The sequence below is a fragment of the Streptomyces sp. NPDC052687 genome (assembly GCF_040678395.1).
Classification (GTDB): Bacteria; Actinomycetota; Actinomycetes; order Streptomycetales; family Streptomycetaceae; genus Streptomyces.
In genome coordinates this window covers 38,590-61,628 of record NZ_JBFATR010000037.1, presented here as the reverse complement: position 1 = coordinate 61,628, position 23,039 = coordinate 38,590, and the positions used below count along the sequence as shown (strand labels likewise).

Sequence of the window (23,039 nt, the reverse complement as noted above, 5' to 3'; positions counted from 1 at the left end):
GACGGGGCCGGTCAGCCGGCCGCTCCGGCCACGCGGAGGGCGTGCGCGACATCCCGGTGGCGTGCCGCGGAGACCCGCGCGGCGGCCTGGAGCAGCAGCGGGACGAGGGTCCGCGGGTCGGGTGCGGCGCTGCGCACCACCTCCTCCGGGGGGCGGGCCCGGACGTAGGCGTCGAGCAGGGCGTCCGCCTCGCGGCCGCGGCCGTCGGCGGTCAGCACGAGCACGGCCTGCCCGATCTCCGCGGCGGGGCGGACGACGCCCTGCCGCAGGATCTGCCGCCCGTCCGCGCCGCGCCCGGCCGCGGTCAGCGCGTCGGCGGCGGCCACCAGCCGGTCCGCGGGCAGGGACACGGTCTCCCACAGCAGGGTCGCCCAGTCCGCGGCCAGGCCCGCGCGCTCCAGCTCCTCGGCGAGCAGCGGGAACCGGGCGGCGGGCCATCGCGCGGCCTCGGCCAGCAGCGCGTGCGCCTCTCCGCTGCGGCCCTCGGCGCGCAGCCGCGCCAGCGTCTCGATCACGGTGCCCGTCTCCCGCCGCGCCTGCGCGTCCACGGGCGCACTCCGCGGCGCCTCGGGCCCCTGCGCCTGCGCCGCGGCTCCCGCGAACCGCGCTCCCCGCGGGGTACGGCCACCCGGCACGGCCGGCGCGACCGGCATCGGCTGCGCGACGGGCGGCACGACGACGGGGCCCCCGCCCTCGTCCCCCACTCCGGCGAACCGGGCACCACCTCGACGGCGTTTGCGCTGCTTGGGGGTGGGGGCGGGAGTGGATGCGGGGGCCGCTGGAGCAGGCACCGCCGGAGGGGGCGTCACGGGGGCGGGCACGGCGACCGCGCCACCGCCGGGCGCCGGGGCTCCCCCCGAGTCGAGGTCGCCCCGGAGGCGCCCGCCCGGCCCGTCGGCCGGCCGGAGTGGACCACCCGGGCCGTCGCCCGGCGCGAGACGACCGCCCTGCCCGCCGCTCGGCCCAAGACGACCAGCCTGCCCGTCGCCCGGCCGGCGGTCAGCGCTCGGCCTGCCACCCGTCCGGGGGCCACCGCTCCGCCCGTCGTCCGGCCAGGGACCGTCGTTCGCGCCCTCCCCGCGGTCCGTCGGGTGCGCCGTAGGTGTCGTGGCCGATCGGGCGTTCGCGGGGGCCTCGGCCGGGCGGGGTGGCGGGTCGTCACCGGGGCGCGGCGGGGGGATGGTCCGGGGGGTCGGGGCGCGGTGGTCCAGTGCGGTCAGGCGGGTGCTCAGTTCCGCGCAGCGGGCGGTGGCGCGGGCGTGGTCGTCGCGGGCCCAGGCGAGGTCGAGGCGGAGGGTGTCGGCGGCGGCCCGGGTGGTGGCCGAGGCGAGCGCGCGGCCCAGTCCGGCGAGGCGTTCGGCGGCGTACTCCCGCTCGCGGAGCATCACGTCGAGCCGGGCGGCGAGGGCGTCCCGGCCGCCGGGCCGGGCGTCGTACGCGGCGAGCGCCGCGCTGTGCAGGGCGCGCGTCCGGTCCCTTTCGGCCTCGGCGGCCTCGGGGCCGTGCGCGGCGGCGAGGTCCTGGAGCAGGGACTCGACCACGTCCCAGGGCGGGACCTCCCGCCCGTCGAGGCAGGCGCGCATCCCGTCGGGGTCGCGCCGCCGGAACACGGCGCACCAGCCGCCGTCCTGGTCCAGCCTGTCCAGCAGGCCGGCCAGGCGGTCCGCGAACTCCCGTACCGCGTACGGGAGCTGATCCACTGTCATCGCCCACTCCCCGCATGACCGGAGCACTCGGGTCGGTAGCCAACACGAGCCGTGTTACGGGCCCGCTACGGGGAGTTTGCGGCCAGGGCGCGACACCCTCAGGCGGCGGCCGCCCCGGACGTGACGGCCGGCGCCGTGGCGTCGAAGGGCGCCGCGGGGTCGTACGCGGGCGTCGCGCCGTACGCCGCGGTGGCCAGCTCGTCCAGGGACAGCCCGAGGGTGCGGCCGAGCGCGGCCACCGTGAAGAACGCCGGTGTCGGCGCGCGGCCCGTCTCGATCTTGCGCAGGGTCTCCGCGGAGACGCCGGCGCCCGCCGCGACCTCCGCCATGCTGCGGCCGCCGCGGGCCTCGCGCAGCAGCCTGCCGAGCCGCTCGCCGCGTTCGCGCTCTTCGGGGGTGAGGGGAGTGCGCACCATGGCACCCATCCTAGTAACAACCCCATTCAAATACCGCCGGATGCCGATCCCAATTCAAATACCGGTATAGTAATTGGCATGGTGGAACTGAAGACGGACACATCGATCGACGCCATGTACGAGGCGGGCCAGGTCGTCGGGCGCACCCTCACGGCCCTGCGGAACGCCGCGGACGTGGGCGTCTCCCTCCTCGACCTGGACGCCCTGGCCCGCGACGCCCTGCGGGAGGCGGGCGCGACCTCGCCCTTCCTGGGCTACCGCCCCTCCTTCGCCCCGACCCCCTTCCCCGCCGTCCTGTGCGCCTCGGTGAACGACGCGATCGTGCACGGCATCCCCACGCGGTACCGGCTGCGCGACGGCGACCTGGTCTCCCTGGACTTCGGCGCCGAGCTGAACGGCTGGGTCGGCGACTCGGCGATCAGCTTCACGGTGGGCCGCCCCCGCCCCTCCGACGTACGCCTGATAGAGACGGCCGAACGCGCCCTCGCGGCCGGCATCGACGCCGCCGTCGCCGGCAACCGCATGGGCGACATCGCGCACGCCATCGGCCGGGTGTGCCGGGACGCCGGGTACGGCATCCCGGACGGCTTCGGCGGGCACGGCGTGGGCCGCCGTATGCACGAGGACCCGCCGGTCCCCAACGAGGGCCGCCCCGGCCGTGGCCTGCGGCTGCGCGCGGGCATGGTCCTGGCCATCGAGCCGATGCTCGTCGCGGGCGGCACCGACGGCTACCACGCGGCCCCCGACGGCTGGACCCTCCGCACGAACGACGGTTCCCGCGCGGCGCACGTCGAACACACGGTCGCGATCACGGACGACGGCCCGCGCGTCCTCACGGCGAGGTGAACCCCCTTCCGGGGCGGCGGTCCAGGGCCGGTCCACTGCACATGCCTGTCGCCCCACTTCGTGCCAAGGTGGCTTGAACGAGCCCACCCCGGGAAACCCGGCCCCGGCACGTCGACAGCGAAGGAACCCAAACGATGACCAGCGGCTTCATCGGCTCGGAGGGCGACCCCTTCGGAGAATTCCTCGCCCGCTTCTTCGGCGGCCCCCGTCCCGGTCCCCGGCAGATCGATATCGGCCGGCTGCTCAGCCAGCCGGCCCGCGACCTGGTCCAGGGGGCCGCGCGGTACGCCGCCGAACACGGCAGCCGGGACCTCGACACCCAGCACCTGCTCCGCGCGGCCCTGTCCGCCGAACCGACCCGGAGCCTGCTCAGCCGCGCCGGCGCGGACCCGGACTCGCTCGCCTCCGAGATCGACGAGCGCTCGGGGCCGGTGCAGTACCGGGAGGGCGAGGTGCCGCCGCCGACCTCGCTGTCGCTCACCCCGGCGGTCAAGCGGGCCCTGCTGGACGCGCACGACCTGGCCCGGGCGAGCGGCACCGGCTACATCGGGCCGGAGCACGTGCTGAGCGCGCTGGCCAACAACCCCGACTCGGCCGCCGGACACATCCTGAGCGCGGCGCGTTTCGCCCCGGGCGGGCCGAAGGAAGCCCCGGAGGCGGGAGCGGCGGCGCCCCGCGCGGAACGGCCCCGCCAGGCGGCCACGCCCACCCTCGACAAGTACGGCCGCGACCTCACCGACCTGGCCCGCCGGGGCCGTATCGACCCGGTGATCGGCCGGGACGACGAGATCGAGCAGACCATCGAGGTGCTGTCCCGCCGGGGCAAGAACAACCCGGTGCTGATCGGTGACGCGGGCGTCGGGAAGACCGCGATCGTGGAGGGGCTGGCGCAGCGGATCGCCGACGGGGACGTGCCGGACGTGCTGATCGGCCGCCGGGTCGTCGCCCTCGACCTCACCGGAGTCGTCGCGGGCACCCGCTACCGGGGCGACTTCGAGGAGCGGATGAACACGATCGTCGACGAGATCCGCACCCACTCCACCGAGCTGATCATCTTCATCGACGAGCTGCACACCGTGGTCGGCGCGGGCGGGGGCGGCGAGGGCGGCTCGATGGACGCCGGGAACATCCTCAAGCCGGCGCTCGCGCGCGGCGAGCTGCACATCGTGGGCGCGACCACGCTGGAGGAGTTCCGCCGGATCGAGAAGGACGCGGCGCTGGCCCGCCGTTTCCAGCCGATCCTGGTGCCGGAGCCGACCACCGAGGACGCGCTGGAGATCCTGCGCGGCCTGCGCGACCGCTACGAGGCCCACCACCAGGTCCGCTACAGCGACGAGGCGCTGGAGGCGGCCGTCGAGCTGTCGGACCGCTATCTCACCGACCGGCGCCTGCCCGACAAGGCGATCGACCTGATCGACCAGGCGGGCGCGCGGGTACGGCTGCGGGCCCGCACCAAGGGCACGGACGTACGGGCCATGGAGCGGGAGGCCGAGCAGCTGGCCCTGGACAAGGACCAGGCGGTCGCCGACGAGCAGTACGAGGAGGCGATGCGGCTGCGGGACCGCATCACCGAGCTGAAGCAGCGGATCGCCGAGGCCGCCGGGGACGGCGAGGCCGACGAGGGCCAGAACCTGGAGGTGACCGCGGAGGCGATCGCCGAGGTGGTGTCCCGGCTGACCGGCATCCCCGTCAGCCGGCTCACCGAGGAGGAGAAGGACCGGCTGCTGGGCCTGGAGGAGCATCTGCGCGAGCGGGTGGTCGGCCAGGAGGAGGCCGTGCGGGTCGTCTCCGACGCGGTGCTGCGCTCCCGGGCCGGGCTGTCCTCACCGAACCGTCCGATCGGCAGCTTCCTGTTCCTCGGTCCGACCGGCGTCGGCAAGACCGAGCTGGCGCGGGCGCTCGCGGAGGCGCTGTTCGGCAGCGAGGACCGCATGGTCCGCCTCGACATGAGCGAGTACCAGGAGCGGCACACCGTCAGCCGGCTGGTGGGCGCCCCGCCCGGATACGTCGGCCACGAGGAGGCCGGGCAGCTCACCGAGGTGGTCCGCCGTCACCCGTACTCGCTGCTGCTGCTCGACGAGGTGGAGAAGGCGCACCCGGACGTGTTCAACATCCTGCTCCAGGTGCTGGACGACGGGCGGCTCACCGACTCCCAGGGCCGCACGGTGGACTTCACCAACACGGTCATCGTGATGACCAGCAACCTCGGTTCGGAGGCGATCATCCGGCGCGGCGCCGGGATCGGGTTCGGGCCGGGCGGGGACGCCGAGGAGGCCCGCCGGGAGCAGATCCTGCGCCCGCTGCGCGAGCACTTCCGGCCCGAGTTCCTCAACCGGATCGACGAGATCGTCGTCTTCCGCCAGCTCACCCCAGACCAGCTGCACCGGATCACCGATCTGCTGCTGGAGGAGACCCGGCGGCTGCTGCGCGCCCAGGGCGTCACCGTCGAGTTCACCGATCCGGCCGTGGACTGGCTGTCCCGGCAGGGCTACCAGCCGGAGTACGGTGCCCGACCGCTGCGCCGCACCATCCAGCGCGAGGTCGACAACCGCCTGTCCCGGCTGCTCCTCGACGGCCGGGTGCAGCGAGGCGACCGGGTCACGGTCGACGTGACGGACGACCGCCTCGCCTTCCGTCCGGAGCGGGCCCGAGTCGGCTGACGAGCCGTGGGCGGTGATCGAGCCATGGGCGGTGATCGAGCCGTTGCCCGCTCCGCCGCGGATCAGCTCGGCTCGCATCCCTGGGGGTCGGTACCGACGCCGTCGATCCTGGTGCCCCAGGACCAGTTCGGGTCCCGGTCCCCCACCCAGATCCTGCGCTGATAGCACGCTCCTCCCGCGTGATCGATCGCGTAGACGACGACGTCCGAGTTGGACTCGAAAGACCGAGCCTTGTCATGCAGGAAGCCCGGCACGTCCGAGTAGCCCCACGGTCGGTAGCACCAGGATGCGCCCCGGTAGCCGGGCTCGGTGTAGAAGCACACCTCACCCGGAGCCGCCTGGGACGGAGTGACGAGGGTCATGGGCAGGACCACGGCGAACGCGCCGACGGTCAGGGCCCGCGAGATGCTGTTCATGTCCCCACGAACGATCAAGGTGGGCGGTGGTCACGTTCAGCACGTTCGTGTCGGTGCTCTCCGAGTGCTGCTGCCCCGGCCCAGCCCGCGCCTGCCGCGCCCCCGAAGCGTCGGCGGGCACCTTGCCATGGGGTCGGCGCGCCGACGCCGCGAGCGTCGGGACGCACCCTAGGGCGCGGGTCGCACCACCATCGCCGAGCCGCCGCCCCGGCGTACCGTCTCGGCCGCCGCGAGCCACTTGCCGCCGGGCAGGCGCTGGACGCCGGTGGTGGCGCCGATCTCGGGGTTGAGGCGGAAGGCGTGGCCGATGCGCTCCAGTTCGGCGCGCACGGCGCTGTCGTACAGGCCGGGTTCGAGTTCGGTGGTGGCCGCGTTGCGCTGGCTGGCGCGCGGGGCGGCGATGGCGTCGACGAGGGGCAGGCCGCGGTCGAGGAAGCCGGTCAGGGTCTGCAGCACGGTGGTGATGATCGTGGCGCCGCCGGGTGAGCCGAGGGCGACGACGGGCCGGTCGTGGCGGTCCAGGACGATCGTCGGGGACATCGACGAGCGGGGCCGCTTGCCCGGTCCGGGCAGGTTGGGGTCGTGGACGGCCGGGTTGGCGGGGGCGAAGGAGAAGTCCGTCAGCTCGTTGTTGAGCAGGAAGCCGCGGCCGGGCACGGTGATGCCGCTGCCGCCGGTCTGCTCGATGGTGAGGGTGTAGGAGACGACGTTGCCCCACTTGTCGGCGACCGTCAGGTGGGTGGTGCTGTCGCCCTCGTACGTGGTGGGTGCCGCGGGGCCCGCGGTGCCGCAGTCGGCGGGGTGCCGGGGGTCGCCGGGCGCGAGCGGGCTGGTGAGCACCGCGTCGTCCTTGATGAGGCAGCCGCGCGTGTCGGCGTACCGCTGCGACAGCAGTTCCCTGGTCGGTACGTCCTCGAAGGCCGGGTCGCCGACCCAGCGCCCCCGGTCGGCGAAGGCGATGCGGCTGGCCTCGATGAAGCGGTGCAGGTAGCGGGCCTGGCTCGCCTTCGACAGGTCGGTGCGCTCCAGGATGTTGAGTGCCTCGCCGACGGTGGTGCCGCCGGAGGAGGACGGGGCCATGGAGTAGACGCCGAGCCCGCGGTAGGTCGTGCGGGTGGGGGCCTGGGACCTGACGCGGTAGGCGGCCAGGTCCTTCTCGGACAGGTCGCCGGGGCGGGCGTTCCAGCCGGAGGCCGGGTCCACGGGCGGCTTGTTGACGGTGGCGACGATGTCCTCGGCGAGGTCGCCGCGGTAGAGGGCGCCGGTGCCCTTGCGGGCCAGCTCCTCGTACGTGCGGGCCAGGTCGGGATTCTTGAAGGTCGAGCCGACGACGGGCAGTTGCCCGCCCGGCAGGAACAGCTCGGCGGTGTCGGGGAAGTACCGGAAGCGGGTCTCGTTGGCGGCGGTCTGCGCGCGGAAGGTGGCGTCGACGGTGAAGCCGTCGCGGGCGAGCCGCACGGCGGGCTTCAGGAGCGTGCCGAGCCGTTTGCTGCCCCACTTGTCGAGGGCGGTGCGCCAGGTGGCGGGGGTGCCGGGGGTGCCGACGGCGAGGCCGCTGCTGACGGCCTCGGCGAACGGGACCGGTGTGCCGTTCTCCAGGAAGAGGCCGGAGTCCGCGGTGAGCGGGGCGGTCTCGCGGCCGTCGAGGGTGTGCACGGTGCGGGACGCGGCGTCGTAGTAGACGAAGTAGCCGCCTCCGCCGATGCCCGCGGAGTACGGCTCGGTGACGCCGAGCGCGGCGGCGGTGGCGACGGCCGCGTCGACGGCGTTGCCGCCCTTCCTCAGCACCTCGATGCCGGCGGCGGAGGCGTCCGGGTCGACGCTGGCGACGGCGCCGCCGTGGCCGACGGCGACCGGTACCTTCTCGGGAGCGGTCCGGGAAGCGGTGGGCGGGGCGGCCGCTCCCACCGACACCACGGCGGCCGAGACCGCCAGGACGGACAGCTTGCGTACGACGGGACGACGCATCCGCACCTCCAGTGAAAGGCCGTTCGGGCAGCCTAGTCCATGACCATGGGCACGTCAGGAGCACCCGATACGATGCCCCGCCATGAACGACGACGTGCGCAACATCGTCCTCGGTGTACTGGCGACCGGCATAAGCGCCGCGCTGGGCTGGTTCACCCGTACCTACCTCTGGCGGCGCCGACTCCGCCGCAAGCAGGCGTTCTTCGGGCTGCCGGACAATTCCGAGTCGCTGCTGGTGGTCAACCGGGACGCGGGCGGAACGGATCTGACGGTGACGCGGCACGACGTCTTCGCGCTGCTGGAGCTGTCGGCGCTCATCAAGGACTGCAACGCGCACGCGCAGGTCGTGGCGCACGACGCGGCCCAGCGGGGTTTCGGCGAGCGCACCGAGTTCTGCGTGGGCGGGCCGGCCTCCAACCACCGGATGGCCGCCCATCTGGAGAGCCTGCTGCCGGGGGTGCGGGTCAACGTGGACGGTGAACCGGGGCCGGAGCGGGGCGCGTTCCGGATCGGCGGCGAGCGCTATCGCATGGAGCCGGGCCGCACCGAGTACGTGCTGCTGGCCCGGCTCACCGCCGAGCAGGCGCCCCGGGCGCGGCCGGTGTTCCTGTTCTGCGGGCAGCGGGCGATCGACAACCAGGCCGCCACCCGGTATCTCGCCCGCCACCACGAGCGTTTGGCCCGCAAGTACGGCACGGGCTCGTTCGTGCTGCTGCTGAAGGTGGTCAACTCCCAGGCGTACGGGCCGGACGTGGTGGAGCTGGTGGCGGACGTGACGCGGGCGGCGCGGTCGCCGCTCCCCGAGGAGACGGAACGGTCCGCCCTTCAATGATTGTTACTTTCACGCAACTTACCGATGGGTTACCCCCGGTAAGGCCCCGCGGTTACCGTCGGGTCACTTTCGTTGACACGAGTGAGGAGTGACCCGTGGGACTCCATCGCAAGGCCCTGCGCACCACCGCCGTGGGCGCCGTCTCCGCGACCCTGATCGCCGGTGGCGCCCTCACCGCCGCTCCCGCCGCCCACGCCACGACCGGCGGGGTGCGGTTCGTCGACATCACCGGCGACGGCGGTACGACGCTCAAGGCGAACGTCGTCACCCCCGCGGGCACCGACGGCTCGCACCGCTACCCGCTGATCGTGCTGCCCACGAGCTGGGCCACGCCCCAGGTCGAGTACCTGGCCCAGGCGCAGCGGCTCGCCGACTCCGGTTATGTGGTGGTCACCTACAACGTGCGCGGGTTCTGGCAGTCCGGCGGCCATATCGAGGTCGCGGGTCCACCGGACATCGCCGACGCGTCGAAGGTCATCGACTGGGCGCTGGCCCACACCCCGTCCGACCCGGGCAAGGTCGGCATGGCGGGCGTCTCCTACGGCGCCGGGATCAGCCTGCTCACCGCCGCCCACGACCAGCGGGTCAGGGCGGTCGCCGCGCTCAGCGGCTGGGCCGACCTGATCGACTCCATCTACTCCGGCCGCACCCAGCACGCCCAGGCCGCCGCGCTGCTCCAGGGCGCGGGTTCCCTCACCGGCCGCCCGAGCGCGGAACTCCAGCAGGTCTTCCAGGACTTCTTCGCGTCCGACCTGGACAAGGAGGACGAGATGATCGCCTGGGGGGCGAAGCGCTCCCCCGCCACCCACCTGGACCGGATCAACGCCCACGGCACGGCCGTCATGCTGGCCAACGCCTGGGGCGACACCATCTTCCCGCCCAACCAGTACGCGGACTTCTTCGAGAAGCTGACCGGCCCGAAGAGACTCCAGCTGCGCCCCGGCGACCACGCGACCGCCGAGGCGACGGGCCTGCTCGGGCTGCCCAACGACGTCTGGACTGACACCCGGCGCTGGTTCGACCACCACCTCAAGGGCGAGGCCAACGGCGTAGACCGGGAGCAGCCGGTGCGCCTGAAGTCCCGCACCGGAGGCGGTTACGAGACGTATCCCGACTGGAAGTCCGTGGCCGCGGCCCAGCGGAAGATCGCGCTCGGGGGCACCACGACCATCGACACGAACGTCAACTCCGGCGCGGACGGCGGCGTCATCTTCCTGTCCAACCTGCTCGACCAGATCGCCCAGGTGCCGCCGGTCACCTCGGTCCCCCTGCTCCCCCGGCGCTGGGCCGCCGTCTGGCAGTCGCAGCCGTACGCCACCACCCAGCGGGTGCGCGGCACCGCCACGCTGCACACCACGGTGACCTCGACCAAGGAGAGCGGAACCCTCGTCGCGTACCTCTACGACGTGGGCCCGCTCGGCCTCGGCAAGCTGGTCAGCAACGCGCCGTACACCTTCCACGGGCGGACGCCGGGTCAGCCGTTCGGCGTCGACCTGGAGTTGTTCTCCACGGCCTACGACGTTCCGGCAGGGCACCGGCTCGCCCTGGTCGTCGACACGGTCGACCCGCTCTACATCGAGCACAACCCGTCCGGCGCACGGCTGACCTTCTCCTCGCCGGCGAACGACCCGTCATACGTGTCGATTCCGCTGCGCGAGCAGTGATCGGCGGCCGCGGCCGGACGGCCCGGCTCTGGTACCGCTGCCCCCTGGGTCCGCGCATCCCGACGCGAATCGGCGAGAGTTTCCCCGCCACGGGGATGAACGGCTCATCGTAGTCGAGTTCCGGCGCGCTGGGGGCGGCCGGTCGGTGGACGCCCTGACCACGGGGCGTCAACCGGGCTCGGGACACGCCGTGTCGTGGCTGCCGCAAGCTATCCACCATGGCGGGGAGTTGAGCAGCGACACGCACTTTTCGGGCATTAGCCGTATTTACGGCGCATGGGTGGCGGCTGGTGTCGGTTGCGGGCCGGGTCCGCGCCGGTTCAGGCCCCGGTTCAGGCCCCCGCGACCTCGGCGTACAGCTGGGACAGCTCGGGCACCCCACTGGCCGCCCACTCCTGTCCGGCGGCCACCACGTCCACCTCGCGCCCGGAGGGGAGCAGGACGACCGGCTGTCCGTCGGGGCGGATCTCCCAGGCCGCGCCCGGCACGGTCCGCACGACGACGGTGCCCAGATACAGGCCGGCGTCGTTGCCCAGCCGGAGCAGCATCTCCGCGTCGTCCCGCCAGCGCGGCGGCAGCTGGTCCAGCGCCTCCAGGGAGGCCGGCGTGTCGTCGAGGCGGACCCCCGCCTGCCCCGCCTGGGACCGCAGCAGCTCGCACTCGGCCAGGAGTCCGGCGATCCCCGCGGGATCGGGCGCCCCGTGCTCCGTGCGGCGATGGCCCAGGAAAGGGATGTTCATAGCTCCAGACTGACATTCGTACCGGCGGCGCACCACAGGGCACGCGGACGATCCCGGCCACGCCCGCGGGCGGTTTCACGCCGTCTTCGCCCGTGGTTCGTTGACGGCTCCCCGGCCCCTGCCTAGCTTCACGGGGGCGGTGTCCGTGTTCCCTGATCCGGGAGGTCCGGTTGGTGCGTCGAGGGGTCCGAGGGCTCGCGGTCGTCCTCCTGGTGTGCGCGTCCGTGATCCCGGCGGCCGCCGCGCAGGCCACCGGCGAGCGCCGCGCCGAACCACGGCCGATCACCCAGCTGTTCGACAACCGGGCCGTCAGCGACGACGCCCGCCCGGCCGGCGCGGACTTCGACGGCGCCGGCGCCTCCCTGTCCGCCCGGGACCTGGCCGCGGCCGGCTGGACGCCCGGCCGCGCGCTCACCGTGCAGGGCGCCCGGCTCACCTGGCCGAAACGGGTCCCGGGCGAGCCGGACAACGTCGTCGCCGACGGCCAGACGGTGCGCGTGCACGGCCGCGGCGACGCCCTCGCCTTCCTCGTCACCGGCACCACCGGACAGGACGTCACCGGCTCGGGCACCGTCGGATACGCCGACGGCTCCCGCTCCTCCTACCTGCTGACCGCCCCCGACTGGCGCCGCGGTCCCCTCGCCACCAAGGCGGTGGCCCTGCCGCACATCAACACGCCCGCCGGACAACTCGCCGAGCAGGCCCGGCTGTACGTGGTGACGGTGCCGGTCGCGCCGGGCCGCGAGGTGGTCTCGGTACGGCTGCCGCGCGCGGCCGGACTGCATGTGTTCGCGGTGTCGGTGCGGGCGGCGGCACGCGGCTGGACCGGCAGCTGGTCGGCGGCGACCTCCGGCCATCCGTCCGTCGGACCGTGGACCGACCGGACGCTGCGGCTGGTGGTGCACACCTCGGCGGGCGGGCCGCGGGTGCGGCTGCGCTTCGACAACACCTTCGCCGCCGCCCCGGTGCGGATCGGCAGCGCCACCGTCGCCGTCCAGGACGCGGGCGCGGCCGCGGCCGGCACCCCGGTGCCGGTGCGGTTCCGCGGCGCGCCGGGCACCGTCGTCCCGGCCGGCGCCCAGGCCTACAGCGACCCCCTCGACTTCGAGGTGCCGCCGGACACCAATCTGCTGGTCAGCTTCCACCTCCCGGGCACGGTGCCCGCGGCGCCCGTGCACCGGCTCGCCCAGCAGCGGTCGTACGTCAGCGAGGCCGGCGACCACGCCGCCGACGCCACGGGCGGCGCGTACACCACGGTCATCACCAGCTGGCCGCTGCTGACCGGCGTCGACGTGGGCGGCGGGCCGGGCTCGGTGGTGCTGCTCGGCGACTCCATCACGGACGGCGACAAGTCGACGGTGGACGCCAACCGGCGCTGGCCGAACGTGCTGGCCCGGCGGCTGCTGGCGCAGACCGGGGTGCCGCGCTACGGCGTGCTCAACCAGGGCATCTCGGCGAACCGCGTGGTCACCGACGTCTACCCCGGCGACGGGGTCTCGGCCGCCTCGGGCGGGGTGAGCGCCCTGCACCGGCTGGACCGGGACGTCCTCGCCCAGACCTCGGCGCGCACGGTGGTCGTCTTCCAGGGCGTCAACGACGTGCGCTGGGGCACGAGCGCGGCGCGGGTGACGGCCGGGCTGCGGGAGATCGCCGACCGCGCGCACGCCCGCGGGCTGCGGGTGCTGGCGGCGACGATCCTGCCGTGCGAGGGCGAGGCGCGGTGCACCACCGCCGTCGACACCGAGCGGACCGCCGTCAACGACTGGATCCGCCGGGCCGGTGTGTTCGACGGGGTGCTGGACTTCGACGCGGTGATCCGGGACCCGGCGCGGCCGTCGCGGATGCTGCCCGCGTACGACAGCGGGGACCATCTGCACCCGGGCGACGCCGGGCTGGCGGCGCTGGCGGAGTCGGTGGACCTGCGGTCGCTGTGAGGGCCGGTACGGGTCTTGAGCCGGTACGGGTCTTGAGGCCGGTACGGGTGTCAGGGGCGTCCGGGTGTGCCTCAGACGTCGAGGTCGACGACGACCGGCGCGTGGTCCGAGGCGCCCTTGCCCTTGCGCTCCTCACGGTCGACGTAGGCGTCCTTGACGGCCTTGGCGAACGGCTGGTTGCCGTAGACCAGGTCGATGCGCATGCCGCGGTTCTTCGGGAAGCACAGCTGGCGGTAGTCCCAGTACGTGAACGGGTGGTCGTACTTCAGGGGGCGCGGGACCACGTCCTCCAGGCCCGTCCCGCGCAGGGCGGCCAGGGCGGCGCGCTCGGCCGGGGTGACGTGGGTGGAGCCCTCGAAGGCGGCCGGGTCGAAGACGTCGTCGTCGGTCGGCGCCACGTTGTAGTCGCCGAGGACGGCGAACGGGCGGCTGCCGCCCGCGTCGCCCGCGACGGCGGCCCTCAGGGCCTCGAACCACTGGAGCTTGTACGCGTAGTGCGGGTGCTCGACCTCGCGGCCGTTCGGCACGTACACCGACCAGACGCGGACCGGGCCGCAGGTCGCGGAGATCGCGCGGGGCTCGACCGCGCCGTCGAAGCCGGGGTCGCCGGGCAGGCCCTTGACCACGTCCTCGATGCCGACACGGGAGAGCACCGCCACGCCGTTCCAGCGGCCGGTCGCGTGGACCGCCGCCTCGTAGCCCAGCTCGCGCAGCTCGGCGAACGGGAACTGCTCCTCGGCGACCTTGGCCTCCTGGAGGCAGAGCACGTCGGTGCCGCTGCTCTCCAGCCAGGCCAGGAGCCTCGGCAGGCGGGCGGTGATCGAGTTCACGTTCCAGGTCGCGATGCGCATGTCTCACAACCTACCGGGCGGCACTGACAACGCGGTGCCGCCCGCAGGCGGGGGTGCTCACACCTCGGCCGAGTCGCCGGGGGTCAGCCGCAGGTGCCGCGTGCCGCCGAGCCCGCCGATCTGACGGTCGTAGATCGGGCGGGCGAGGTCGGTCAGGAGCGCGTCGTGGATGTCGTAGGCGCGCTGCGGGCGCACTTCGCGGACGTAGTCGATGACCTCGGAGATCTTGTTCCAGGGGGCCATCACCGGGAGCATCAGGGTCTCCACGGGGTGGTCCGGGACGGTGAGGGCGTCGCCGGGGTGGAAGACCCTGCCGCCGTCGATCAGGTAGCCGACGTTGGTGATGCGCGGGATGTCCGGGTGGATCACCGCGTGCAGTTCGCCGTGGACCTGCACGTCGAAGCCCGCGGCCGTGAAGGTGTCGCCGTGGCCGACGGTGTGCACCCGTCCCGGGAAGGCCGCCGAGAGCTGGTCCGCGACCGCCTTCAACGTCCAGATCTCCGCGGCCGGGTTCGCCTCCAGCGCCGCGCGCAGCCGTCCCTCGTCGAAGTGGTCGGGGTGCTCGTGCGTGACGAGGAGGGCGTCCGCGCCGGCGGCGGCGTCCGGCTCGCTGAACCCGCCGGGGTCGAGGACGAGCGTGCGCCCCTCCTTCTCCAGGCGGACACAGGCGTGCGACTTCTTCGTGAGCTTCAGCTTCATGCGCCCATCCTGCCGCCCGCCCGCAACGGGTGCTCACTCCTGGGGCGTGGTCTCCTCGCGGATGACCTCCTGGGCCACCTTGAAGGCGCTGTTGGCCGCCGGTACGCCGCAGTAGACGGCGGCGTGCAGCAGCACCTCCTTGATCTCGGCGGGGGTGAGGCCGTTGCGCAGCGCGGCGCGGGTGTGGAAGGCCAGCTCACCGAGGTGGCCGCCCGCGACCAGGGCGGTGAGGGTGATGCAGCTGCGGGTGCGGCGGTCCAGGCCGGGCCGGTTCCACACCTCCCCCCAGGCGTAGCGGGTGATGAACTCCTGGAAGTCCCCGGAGAACTCGTCCGCCTGCGCCAGTGCCCGGTCCACGTGCGCGTCGCCGAGCACTTCCCGGCGCACCTTGATCCCGGCGTCGTACGGGTCCGGCCGACCCACGGCGTGCGGCTGCTCGGCGGCCGGGGCGATCTCGGCGATGGGCGCGATCGTGGCCTGCGGGGGCACCGCGGCGAGCACCGGCTTGACCGGGGCGGTCGTGATGGCGATCTGGCCGGTGCCCGGGTCGACGAGCGGCTGCCAGGCCGTGGAGAAGTGGGTGACCAGCAGGTCCGTGACCGCGGCGGGCTGCTCGACGGGCACCAGGTGGGAGGCGCCGGGGACGACCGCGAGACGGGCGTCCGGGATCCCGGCGACCAGGGTGCGGGCCTCGGCGGGCCCGGTGACCTGGTCCTCGGAGCCGACCAGCACCAGGGTCGGCACGCCCACCCGGCCCAGCTCCGGGCGGACGTCGAAGGTGGCGAGCGCCTCGCAGGCGGCGATGTAGCAGCCGGGGTCGGTGGTGCGCACCATCTGCACCGCCCAGTCGGTGATCGCGGGCTGGGCGGCGGCGAAGCCGGAGGTGAACCAGCGGTCGGGGGCGGTACGGGCGATGGGGTCCAGGCCGTTCGTCCGGACGATCACTCCGCGCTGGCGGAACTCGTCCGCCGTACCGAACCGCGGGGAGGCGGCGATCAGCACGAGGGAGGCCAGCCGCTCCGGGTGGCGCAGGGCCAGCTCCACGCCGACGGCGCCGCCGAGCGCACAGCCCGCGTATCCGAAGCGCTGCACCCCGAGGCCGTCGAGGGTGGCGAGCAGCCGGGCGGTCAGCTCCGCGACGGAGGCCGCGGGGTAGGCGGGGGCGCCGCCGTGCCCCGGCAGGTCGAACCGGAAGACGCGCCACTGCTTCGCCAGCTCCGGGACCTGGCGGTCCCACATGTGCCAGGTGGTACCCAGTGAGGGACCCAGGATCAGGACCGGAGCGTCTTCTGGCCCGTCGAAGCGGTATTGCAGGGTGTTCGGTGGTGTCTCACTCACGCCCCAGACCCTCTCACGTCTCACGACTGCCCCTATACGAGGGTTGCGGCCGCGCAGGTCTTACCAGGTAGAACACCTCCCGGGCCGCGTATCGCCTGAGACTCCGGACGATTTCACGTCGAGTCTTACCCTCCTTGCTGCGGCGTTCGTAGTAGTCCTGGGTAGGCGGGTCGACGCGCAGGCGGGTCTGCACGATCCGGTGCAGCGCCGCGTTCGCTTGCCGGTCACCGCCCCGGTTCAGGCGACGGTACTGCCGACTGCCCGAGGAACGCTCGACCGGGCTGACACCGCACAGCGCCGCGAACGACGCCTCACTGCCCAGGGGTTCCGGGTTGTGTCCGATCGTGATCAGCAAAGTGCCGGCTGTGTCCGGACCGATGCCCACCACCGCGAGCAGCTGCGGAGCGTGGCGCTCCACCAGCCGGGTCAGGCGGCCTTCCAGGTCCTGGACCTCTTCGCTGAGCTGCCCGATGCGCCGGGCCAGGAGTCCCAGGGTGACGTGGGTGACGTGAAGCACCGCCCCCTCGCCGGCCTCATGGTTCAGCCTGTCGTCGACGAGCCCTGCGCACGTGCGGAAAAGCTCTGCATCGCCCGGCCCGGCCAGTTCCTCTCTCAGCTGCGGATCGGCACGGATGAGGACGGCCTTTCCTGGCCCATCGCCATGCATGTGGGTGCCCAGGAAGTCAAACAGCCCGACCTTCGCCAACACGGTGCTCGACGCGACCGGCGTCCTCCTCAGCCGCCTCCCGGTCAGTCGCGACCGGGTGTGGCTGGTCGTGCGAGACGCGGGCCTGACGCATCGGCAGGTGGGCGTCTCGTGGTGGAACGCTCCCTGTCAGCCGACCCGCTGCGCCTTGATCGCGTCGCTCGCCCGAACCGTCCCGGCTGCCAAGGACGTCCAGGCAGACACCGAGCACGAGGCCGGGATCCGCCGGGAGTTCGTGGACGGTCGAAGTGCGCGTCAACTGGTCCGAAGACCGACCGCCAGCGTCAGTTCAAGGACCCGGTGGGGTGATGCGAGATCGGGAAACAGCTCCCGCAGCTGCGACATCCGGTACCGGACTGTCTGGGGATGGACGAACAACGCCGCCGCCACCTCGTCCCGCCTGCCCTGGTGCAGCAGCCACGCCCGCAACGTCTCCTCCAGCCGCCGTGCGGTCCCGACAGGCAAGGTGCGCAACGGTGCGAGGGCTCGGGCACGCAGGTCTGCGAACGCGTCCACGTCGGCGCTCAGCACCAGCTCGGGCAGGTGGTCCTCGGTGTCGCGGATATCAGAGGAGAGGGAGCGCGCGCGTACGGCTCGTGCGTACGAGGCGGACGCATGAGTCCATGGCCGGGCCGGGCCGACCACGGCGGTGCGGTCGGTCAGCTGCCGCAAGAGATGTGATCGGTCGGCATCGGGGACGAGCAGCACACCGGTGGTGTCCGGCAAATCGTCGAGGACGAGAGTGCTCGGGTCGAGCGCGCGGTAGGCAGGCCGGGCCTGAGCGGCGGGCAGCAGGACCGCCGTCAGCGTAACCGGAGGCTGCCATCCGGCCCGTTGAGCAGAGGCCAGCAGCACGTCCGGGCTCGCGCCGGCGAGGAGGTCGCGGGCGAGGTGTTCCAGGTGGCGCTCCTGGGCCCTGCCCTGGGCGGTCAGTTCGTCGGCGTGGCCCGCGGCGCTCGCGGCGGAGAGCTCGTCGATGTAGGCGAAGGTCAGCTCGGCGAACTTGGCGACCTCGGCGGCGGGCAGACCTGCGGACACGGCGCCCGCTGCCAGGCTTCGCCAGGCCACGCGGGCGCCGACGCGGTAGGCGCTGAGCAGGGCGTCCATCGACCGGCCGTCGCGCACCTCGCCGCGGCCCAGCTCGTAGGCCGCGTCACCGCCGCCGCCACCCGCGGCGTTCCCGCTCGCGAGGTCCAAGTAGTGCCCGAGGGCGGTGCGAACGGCTCGGCGGATGGTGCCGCCCATGCTGCCCGACAGGGCGTTGGCGTAGGAAGGGACCTCGTCGATGATCGCCTGGACGACCTCGTCGGCGGTGGTCTTCAGCGCGGCCCGCAGTGCGGTGACCGTCGCCTCATCAAGGGCCAGTTCGCTGGCCCTCCGGATTGCATGGCTCACGTCTTTGTTCCCTGCGAACAATTCAGCCGATCAGATTCACGTCCTGCGGTCAGGACTTTACGCCCTGAGGCGCAGCAAGCTGGAGTCATGATGAGTGCGGCCCTCCGCGGCAGGGCGTGGAAACTGATGGAGATGGTCACGACACCGCTGCTGCCGTCGGACTACCTCGACCTGGTCAGCCCGCTGCGTGCGGGCGCCGACCTGCGGGGGCGCATCGAGGCCGTGCACCCCGAGACGCGTGACGCCGCGACCATCGTGATCAGACCGGGTCGGGGCTGGCGCGGCCACAGGGCCGGCCAGTACGTGCGGATCGGGGTCGACGTCGACGGGGTGCGCCTGTGGCGTGCCTACTCCCTCACCTCGCCGACGAACCGCCAGGACGGCCGCGTCACGATCACCGTGAAGGCGATCCCGGACGGCAAGGTCAGCAACCACCTGGTCCGCAGGGCCAAACCGGGCACGCTGATCCAGCTCGATCAGCCGACCGGTGACTTCGTACTGCCGCAGGCCACGCCCGCCAAGGTGCTCTACCTGACGGCCGGCAGCGGCATCACACCCGTGATGGGCATGCTGCGCGACACCGAGTTCGACGACGTCGTCATGGTCCACAGTGCGCCACGGCCGCAAGATGTGATCTTCCGCAACGAGCTGCACGACCTGGTCGCGGACAAGAAGCTGCGGCTCACCGAGGTGCACACCGACACGGACGGCAAGCTCGACATCGCCCGCCTCGGCGAACTCGTGCCCGACTGGGCCGAGCGAGAGACCTGGGCGTGCGGGCCCGCCGGCCTGCTCGACGCCGCCGAGAAGCACTGGAGCGCGCACGGCGTACCGGAGCGCCTGCACACCGAACGCTTCCGCCCCAGCATCATCGTCGCCGGCGACGGCGGCGGCGAGGTCACGTTCAGCGCCACCGGCAAGACCGTCGACGCGGACGGCGCCACGCCGTTGCTGGACGTCGGCGAGGAGGCCGGCGTGCTCATGCCCTCCGGGTGCCGCATGGGCATCTGCTTCGCCTGCGTCACGCCGCTCAAGGCGGGCGCCGTCCGCGACCTGCGCACCGGCGAGATCACCGAGGCCGAGCCGGGCGTCCTCATCCAGACCTGCGTGTCCGCCGCGGCGGGCCCCTGCGACATCGAACGGTAGGAGCACCTTGACCGCCATCGACCCCACCGCCCACCTGACGGCGGACCAGATCGAGGAGCTTGGCCGCGAGCTGGACGCGATCCGCGACGAGGTGATCGCCGGCCGCGGCGAGAAAGACGCCGCCTACATCCGCAAGGTCATCTCGGCGCAGCGCAAGCTCGAGCTGGTCAGCAGGGGCGTGCTGCTGTTCTCGATCTTCCCGCCCGCGTGGATCATCGGCACCGCCGGCCTGTCCGTGGCGAAGATCATGGACAACATGGAGATCGGCCACAACATCCTGCACGGCCAGTGGGACTGGATGCGCGACCCGAAGATCCACTCCACCACCTGGGAATGGGACCACGTCTCGCCGGCCGACCAGTGGAAGCACTCGCACAACGAGCTGCACCACACGTTCACCAACGTGATCGGCAAGGACAACGACCTCGGCTACGGCATCATGCGCGTCGACGAGGACCAGAAGTGGCACCCGTTCCACCTCGGCCAGCCACTGTGGAACTTCATCAACGCCTGCTTCTTCGAGTACGGCATCGCAGCGTACGACCTGGAGCTCGGCAAGAACCTGCACAAGCGCCGCCGCAAGAACCCGGAGTTCCGCGCGCGGGCCAGGGCCGTGGGCCGCAAGATCCGCAAGCAGGTGCTCAAGGACTACGTGATCCACCCGCTGCTGTCGGGCCCGTCGTTCCTCCACACGCTCGCCGCCACGTTCACCGCGAACCTGGTCCGCAACATCTGGTCCCACTCGGTGATCATGTGCGGGCACTTCCCCGAGGGCGTGCAGGTCTTCGAGCGCCGGTCGATCAAGGACGAGACGCGCGGCCAGTGGTACCTGCGCCAGATGATGGGCTCGGCGAACATCAGCGGCAGCAGGGCCATGCACTTCATGACCGGCAACCTGTCGCACCAGATCGAGCACCACCTGTTCCCGGACCTGCCGAGCAACCGGTACGCCGAGGTCGCGGTGAAGGTGCGCGCGCTGTTCGAGAAGTACGAGCTGGAGTACGTCACCGGACCGCTGCCCAAACAGGTGTTCTCCGCGTGGCGCAAGGTCTTCCGGCTCTCGCTGCCGAACAAGAAGCCCGAGGTCAAAACGCCGGACCGTGAGCAGGAGCTCGTCGCCGCCTGATTGTCACAGGCGCCTGGCTCACGAACCCGAGGTCAGGCGCCCTTGTCCGCAGGCTCCAGTATCGCCACGCACTCCACGTGATGCGTCATCGGAAACACGTCACGAGGTGTGTGGACGGCAGAATCTGCAGGTCACATGGGGTTTTCCTGCCTTGGGCGCGGGCTGTGAGGCGGCCGGAGCGTCACATGATCGTCATGTCTGACGGACTTCCTCTCCTCCCTTGGCCGGTACACCAGGCTGTGCGCGCTTTGGATGCCCGTTGGCGGTCATGTTGCTGCTCGGGCGGCAGGCCAGCTGCTGGAGCGGCTGCGGGATGCCCGGCGCAGCGCTCCCGCCACCGGGCCCCACGGGCGCGTCCGGGCGAAACCGGGCGCGATTCGTACGGGCCGACCCTGTGGGCCGGTGATGAAGCTGACATCAGGAACCCGTGGCCGGGTTCCACCTCGTGCGCATCGGCGTCCGACCCCGGACGCCTGCCGGGCTGTTGCTCAGGCGTCGATGATGACGGGGATGATGAGGGGCTTGCGGCGGTAGGTGCGGAACGCCCAGTTCGCCACGGCGCGGGCGAGGAGCTGTTCGAGTTGTCGCGCGTCCCCGACGCCTTCCTCGGCCGCGGTGGCCAGGGTCTTCTCGATGACGGGGACGACCGGCTCGAAGGTGGCGTCGTCGTGGACGAATCCGCGGGCCAGGAAGTCGGGGGCCTCGGCGAGGGCGCCGGTGTCCGCGTCGACGATCGCCACCACCGTGAGCACGCCTTCGGAGGCGAGGGTGAGGCGGTCCTTGAGGGACGCTTCGGTCGCGCCGCCGACTTCCATGCCGTCCACGTAGACATTGCCGGCGGGGACCTTGCCGGTGATGGACGCGCGCCCGTCGACCAGGTCGACGACGACGCCGTCCTCGGCGATGACGACCCGGTCGGGGTCGACACCGGTACGGATGGCGAGGTCGGCGTTGGCCCGCAGGTGGCGCCATTCGCCGTGGACGGGCATGACGTTGCGGGGTTTGACGATGTTGTAGCAGTAGACGAGTTCGCCGGCGCTGGCATGCCCGGAGACGTGCACCTTGGCGTTGCCCTTGTGGACCACGTGGGCACCCCACCGGGTGAGTCCGTTGATCACCCGGTAGATGGCGTTCTCGTTGCCGGGGATCAGGGAGCTGGCGAGCAGGACGGTGTCGTCCTTGCCGATGCGGATCATGTGGTCGCGGTTGGCCATTCGTGACAGCGCGGCCATCGGTTCGCCCTGGGAGCCGGTGCACACCAGAGTGATCTTGTGGTCTGGGAGCTTCTCCAGCTCCTTGGTGGACACGACCAGACCGGAGGGGACCTTCAGATAGCCCAGGTCACGGGCGATGCCCATGTTGCGGACCATCGACCGGCCGACGAAGGCGACCTTGCGGCCGTGCTGGTGGGCGGCGTCCAGGACCTGCTGGATGCGGTGTACGTGGCTGGCGAAGCTGGAGACGATGACCCGGCGTGGAGCGGTGCGCATCACCTGCTCGATCGCCGGGTTCAGCTCCCGCTCGGAGGTGGTGAAGCCGGGTACTTCGGCGTTGGTGGAGTCGGTGAGGAACAGGTCCACGCCCTCCTCGCCGAGGCGGGCGAAGGCGCGCAGATCGGTGATGCGGTCGTCGAGAGGGAACTGGTCCATCTTGAAGTCGCCGGTGTGCAGCACCATCCCGGCCCGGGTGCGGATCGCGACCGCGAGGCTGTCGGGGATGGAGTGGTTGACCGCCACGAATTCGCAGTCGAAGGGCCCGAAGCCACGCCGGTCGCCCTCCCGCACCCGCACCGTGCGCGGCCGGATGCCGTGCTCCTTGAGCTTGGCCTCCAGGAAGGCCAGCGTCAGCTTGGAGCCGACGACGGGAATGTCGCGCCGTTCGCGCAGGAGGTACGGCACGCCGCCGATGTGGTCCTCGTGGCCGTGGGTGAGGACCACGGCCACGATGTCGTCCAGCCGGTCCCGGATCGAGGTGAAGTCCGGCAGGATCACGTCCACGCCGGGCTGGGTCTCCTCGGGGAACAGCACGCCGCAGTCGACGATGAGCAGCTTGCCGGCGTGCTCGAAGACGGTCATGTTGCGGCCGATCTCACCCAGGCCGCCCAGGGCGATGACCCGCAGCCCCCCTTCGGGAAGGGGCGGTGCGGCTTTCAGCTCGGGGTGCGGATGACTCATACCCCGACGGTACCCGGAGAGCGGACAGAGTGATCCATTACCTCCTCCCGACAGGGTGGGGGCACCACAACGGGTGTCCGGGACGATCCGATGACGCCGGCGGCCGGCTGGAGACGGTCGTCCCTGTCGGCCCCGCCGAAACCACCCGACACGCCCTCGCCGCCGACCTGATCACCGAGGTCTGCACATGGGACGTGAAGCTGAAGACAATACCCATGCCATGGCGGCACTGGTCGCAGAGTCCGGAAGCCGAGTGACCTGTACGGGCGGCGGCCATCACGGACAGTGCCACCTCCACGGTCATGTCCTCCCAGACCTGCGGTCCAGCCGCGTCCGCGGGATCGGCCGCCGACTGCACGGCGTTGGTACGTGTTGAGCGGAACTGCGTCTGGCCCAGCGTCAAGGGTGCCTCCTGCGAAGGT

General features: G+C 72.4%; 18 protein-coding genes. 7 read left to right on the top strand and 11 right to left on the bottom strand.

The features are described 5' to 3' along the window. Nucleotides 1-11: 11 nt before the first annotated feature. Both AB0K92_RS25055 and AB0K92_RS25050 read right to left on the bottom strand, forming a co-directional pair. Nucleotides 12-1,706: a hypothetical protein gene (locus AB0K92_RS25055; RefSeq protein WP_365926306.1), complete on the bottom strand. Its 1,695-nt coding sequence runs from the start codon at nt 1,704-1,706 to the stop codon at nt 12-14. Between the two features lie 98 nt (nt 1,707-1,804). Further along, the gene (locus AB0K92_RS25050; RefSeq protein ID WP_365926304.1) at nt 1,805-2,122 is read right to left on the bottom strand and encodes a helix-turn-helix transcriptional regulator; all 318 of its coding nucleotides are present in this window, start codon (nt 2,120-2,122) and stop codon (nt 1,805-1,807) included. A 78-nt stretch (nt 2,123-2,200) separates the two neighbouring features. Between AB0K92_RS25050 and map the strand changes: the two genes are divergently transcribed. Together map and AB0K92_RS25040 are read left to right on the top strand one after the other, a co-directional pair. Beyond that, complete coding sequence (map, locus tag AB0K92_RS25045) at nt 2,201-2,968, top strand: type I methionyl aminopeptidase (protein WP_365926302.1); 768 nt, start codon at nt 2,201-2,203, stop codon at nt 2,966-2,968. A 134-nt stretch (nt 2,969-3,102) separates the two neighbouring features. Then, the gene (locus AB0K92_RS25040; RefSeq protein ID WP_365926300.1) at nt 3,103-5,628 is read left to right on the top strand and encodes an ATP-dependent Clp protease ATP-binding subunit; all 2,526 of its coding nucleotides are present in this window, start codon (nt 3,103-3,105) and stop codon (nt 5,626-5,628) included. A gap of 62 nt (nt 5,629-5,690) precedes the next feature. Here AB0K92_RS25040 and AB0K92_RS25035 read toward each other — a convergent pair whose 3' ends face one another. Then, entirely contained in the window at nt 5,691-6,044 is a 354-nt protein-coding gene (locus tag AB0K92_RS25035) for a hypothetical protein (protein ID WP_365926298.1), read from the bottom strand. Between the two features lie 168 nt (nt 6,045-6,212). Then, nucleotides 6,213-8,012: a gamma-glutamyltransferase gene (gene ggt / locus AB0K92_RS25030; RefSeq protein ID WP_365926296.1), complete on the bottom strand. Its 1,800-nt coding sequence runs from the start codon at nt 8,010-8,012 to the stop codon at nt 6,213-6,215. Nucleotides 8,013-8,094: 82 nt separating this feature from the next. Here ggt and AB0K92_RS25025 point away from each other — a divergent pair, with 82 nt between their 5' ends. Together AB0K92_RS25025 and AB0K92_RS25020 are read left to right on the top strand one after the other, a co-directional pair. Beyond that, nucleotides 8,095-8,844: a hypothetical protein gene (locus tag AB0K92_RS25025; RefSeq protein ID WP_365926294.1), complete on the top strand. Its 750-nt coding sequence runs from the start codon at nt 8,095-8,097 to the stop codon at nt 8,842-8,844. A gap of 95 nt (nt 8,845-8,939) precedes the next feature. Then, complete coding sequence (locus AB0K92_RS25020) at nt 8,940-10,508, top strand: CocE/NonD family hydrolase (protein ID WP_365926292.1); 1,569 nt, start codon at nt 8,940-8,942, stop codon at nt 10,506-10,508. A gap of 332 nt (nt 10,509-10,840) precedes the next feature. Here the strand turns inward: AB0K92_RS25020 and AB0K92_RS25015 are convergent, their stop codons facing one another. After that, nucleotides 10,841-11,248 (bottom strand): DUF6278 family protein, encoded by a 408-nt coding sequence (locus tag AB0K92_RS25015; RefSeq protein WP_365926290.1) that lies wholly within the window; start codon nt 11,246-11,248, stop codon nt 10,841-10,843. A gap of 173 nt (nt 11,249-11,421) precedes the next feature. Between AB0K92_RS25015 and AB0K92_RS25010 the strand changes: the two genes are divergently transcribed. After that, nucleotides 11,422-13,182, top strand: a complete 1,761-nt coding sequence (locus AB0K92_RS25010) for an SGNH/GDSL hydrolase family protein (RefSeq protein ID WP_365926327.1) — start codon at nt 11,422-11,424, stop codon at nt 13,180-13,182. Nucleotides 13,183-13,253: 71 nt separating this feature from the next. On the opposite strand, the gene AB0K92_RS25005 is transcribed toward AB0K92_RS25010, so the two are convergent. The 5 genes from AB0K92_RS25005 to AB0K92_RS24985 form a co-directional block, all read right to left on the bottom strand. After that, nucleotides 13,254-14,033, bottom strand: a complete 780-nt coding sequence (locus AB0K92_RS25005; RefSeq protein ID WP_166003085.1) for an exodeoxyribonuclease III — start codon at nt 14,031-14,033, stop codon at nt 13,254-13,256. A gap of 57 nt (nt 14,034-14,090) precedes the next feature. Next, nucleotides 14,091-14,726 carry an MBL fold metallo-hydrolase gene (locus AB0K92_RS25000; protein ID WP_365926325.1) on the bottom strand — a complete coding sequence of 212 codons (636 nt, stop codon included), beginning with the start codon at nt 14,724-14,726 and terminating at the stop codon, nt 14,091-14,093. Between the two features lie 39 nt (nt 14,727-14,765). Then, nucleotides 14,766-16,070: a 4-carboxymuconolactone decarboxylase gene (gene pcaC / locus AB0K92_RS24995; protein WP_365926288.1), complete on the bottom strand. Its 1,305-nt coding sequence runs from the start codon at nt 16,068-16,070 to the stop codon at nt 14,766-14,768. Between the two features lie 13 nt (nt 16,071-16,083). Next, nucleotides 16,084-16,779, bottom strand: a complete 696-nt coding sequence (locus tag AB0K92_RS24990; protein ID WP_365926286.1) for a transposase — start codon at nt 16,777-16,779, stop codon at nt 16,084-16,086. Between the two features lie 252 nt (nt 16,780-17,031). Beyond that, on the bottom strand, nt 17,032-18,171 hold the full coding sequence (locus tag AB0K92_RS24985) for a helix-turn-helix domain-containing protein (RefSeq protein ID WP_365926284.1): 1,140 nt from the start codon (nt 18,169-18,171) through the stop codon (nt 17,032-17,034). A gap of 87 nt (nt 18,172-18,258) precedes the next feature. On the opposite strand from AB0K92_RS24985, the gene AB0K92_RS24980 reads away from it, so the two are divergent. Both AB0K92_RS24980 and AB0K92_RS24975 read left to right on the top strand, forming a co-directional pair. Then, nucleotides 18,259-19,317 (top strand): ferredoxin reductase, encoded by a 1,059-nt coding sequence (locus AB0K92_RS24980; RefSeq protein ID WP_365926282.1) that lies wholly within the window; start codon nt 18,259-18,261, stop codon nt 19,315-19,317. A 7-nt stretch (nt 19,318-19,324) separates the two neighbouring features. Next, a complete protein-coding gene (locus AB0K92_RS24975) occupies nt 19,325-20,443 on the top strand; it encodes an acyl-CoA desaturase (protein WP_365926280.1) in 1,119 nt (372 codons plus the stop codon). Nucleotides 20,444-20,931: 488 nt separating this feature from the next. On the opposite strand, the gene AB0K92_RS24970 is transcribed toward AB0K92_RS24975, so the two are convergent. Continuing rightward, nucleotides 20,932-22,617 carry a ribonuclease J gene (locus tag AB0K92_RS24970; protein WP_166003080.1) on the bottom strand — a complete coding sequence of 562 codons (1,686 nt, stop codon included), beginning with the start codon at nt 22,615-22,617 and terminating at the stop codon, nt 20,932-20,934. Nucleotides 22,618-23,039 lie beyond the last annotated feature (422 nt).

Coding starts and splice junctions, on each gene's coding strand:
- AB0K92_RS25055 (WP_365926306.1), bottom strand. CDS start 1,706: ATGACAGTGGATCAGCTCCCGTACGCGGTACGGGAGTTCGCGGACCGC.
- AB0K92_RS25050 (WP_365926304.1), bottom strand. CDS start 2,122: ATGGTGCGCACTCCCCTCACCCCCGAAGAGCGCGAACGCGGCGAGCGG.
- map (WP_365926302.1), top strand. CDS start 2,201: ATGGTGGAACTGAAGACGGACACATCGATCGACGCCATGTACGAGGCG.
- AB0K92_RS25040 (WP_365926300.1), top strand. CDS start 3,103: ATGACCAGCGGCTTCATCGGCTCGGAGGGCGACCCCTTCGGAGAATTC.
- AB0K92_RS25035 (WP_365926298.1), bottom strand. CDS start 6,044: ATGAACAGCATCTCGCGGGCCCTGACCGTCGGCGCGTTCGCCGTGGTC.
- ggt (WP_365926296.1), bottom strand. CDS start 8,012: ATGCGTCGTCCCGTCGTACGCAAGCTGTCCGTCCTGGCGGTCTCGGCC.
- AB0K92_RS25025 (WP_365926294.1), top strand. CDS start 8,095: ATGAACGACGACGTGCGCAACATCGTCCTCGGTGTACTGGCGACCGGC.
- AB0K92_RS25015 (WP_365926290.1), bottom strand. CDS start 11,248: ATGAACATCCCTTTCCTGGGCCATCGCCGCACGGAGCACGGGGCGCCC.
- AB0K92_RS25005 (WP_166003085.1), bottom strand. CDS start 14,033: ATGCGCATCGCGACCTGGAACGTGAACTCGATCACCGCCCGCCTGCCG.
- AB0K92_RS24980 (WP_365926282.1), top strand. CDS start 18,259: ATGATGAGTGCGGCCCTCCGCGGCAGGGCGTGGAAACTGATGGAGATG.
- AB0K92_RS24970 (WP_166003080.1), bottom strand. CDS start 22,617: ATGAGTCATCCGCACCCCGAGCTGAAAGCCGCACCGCCCCTTCCCGAA.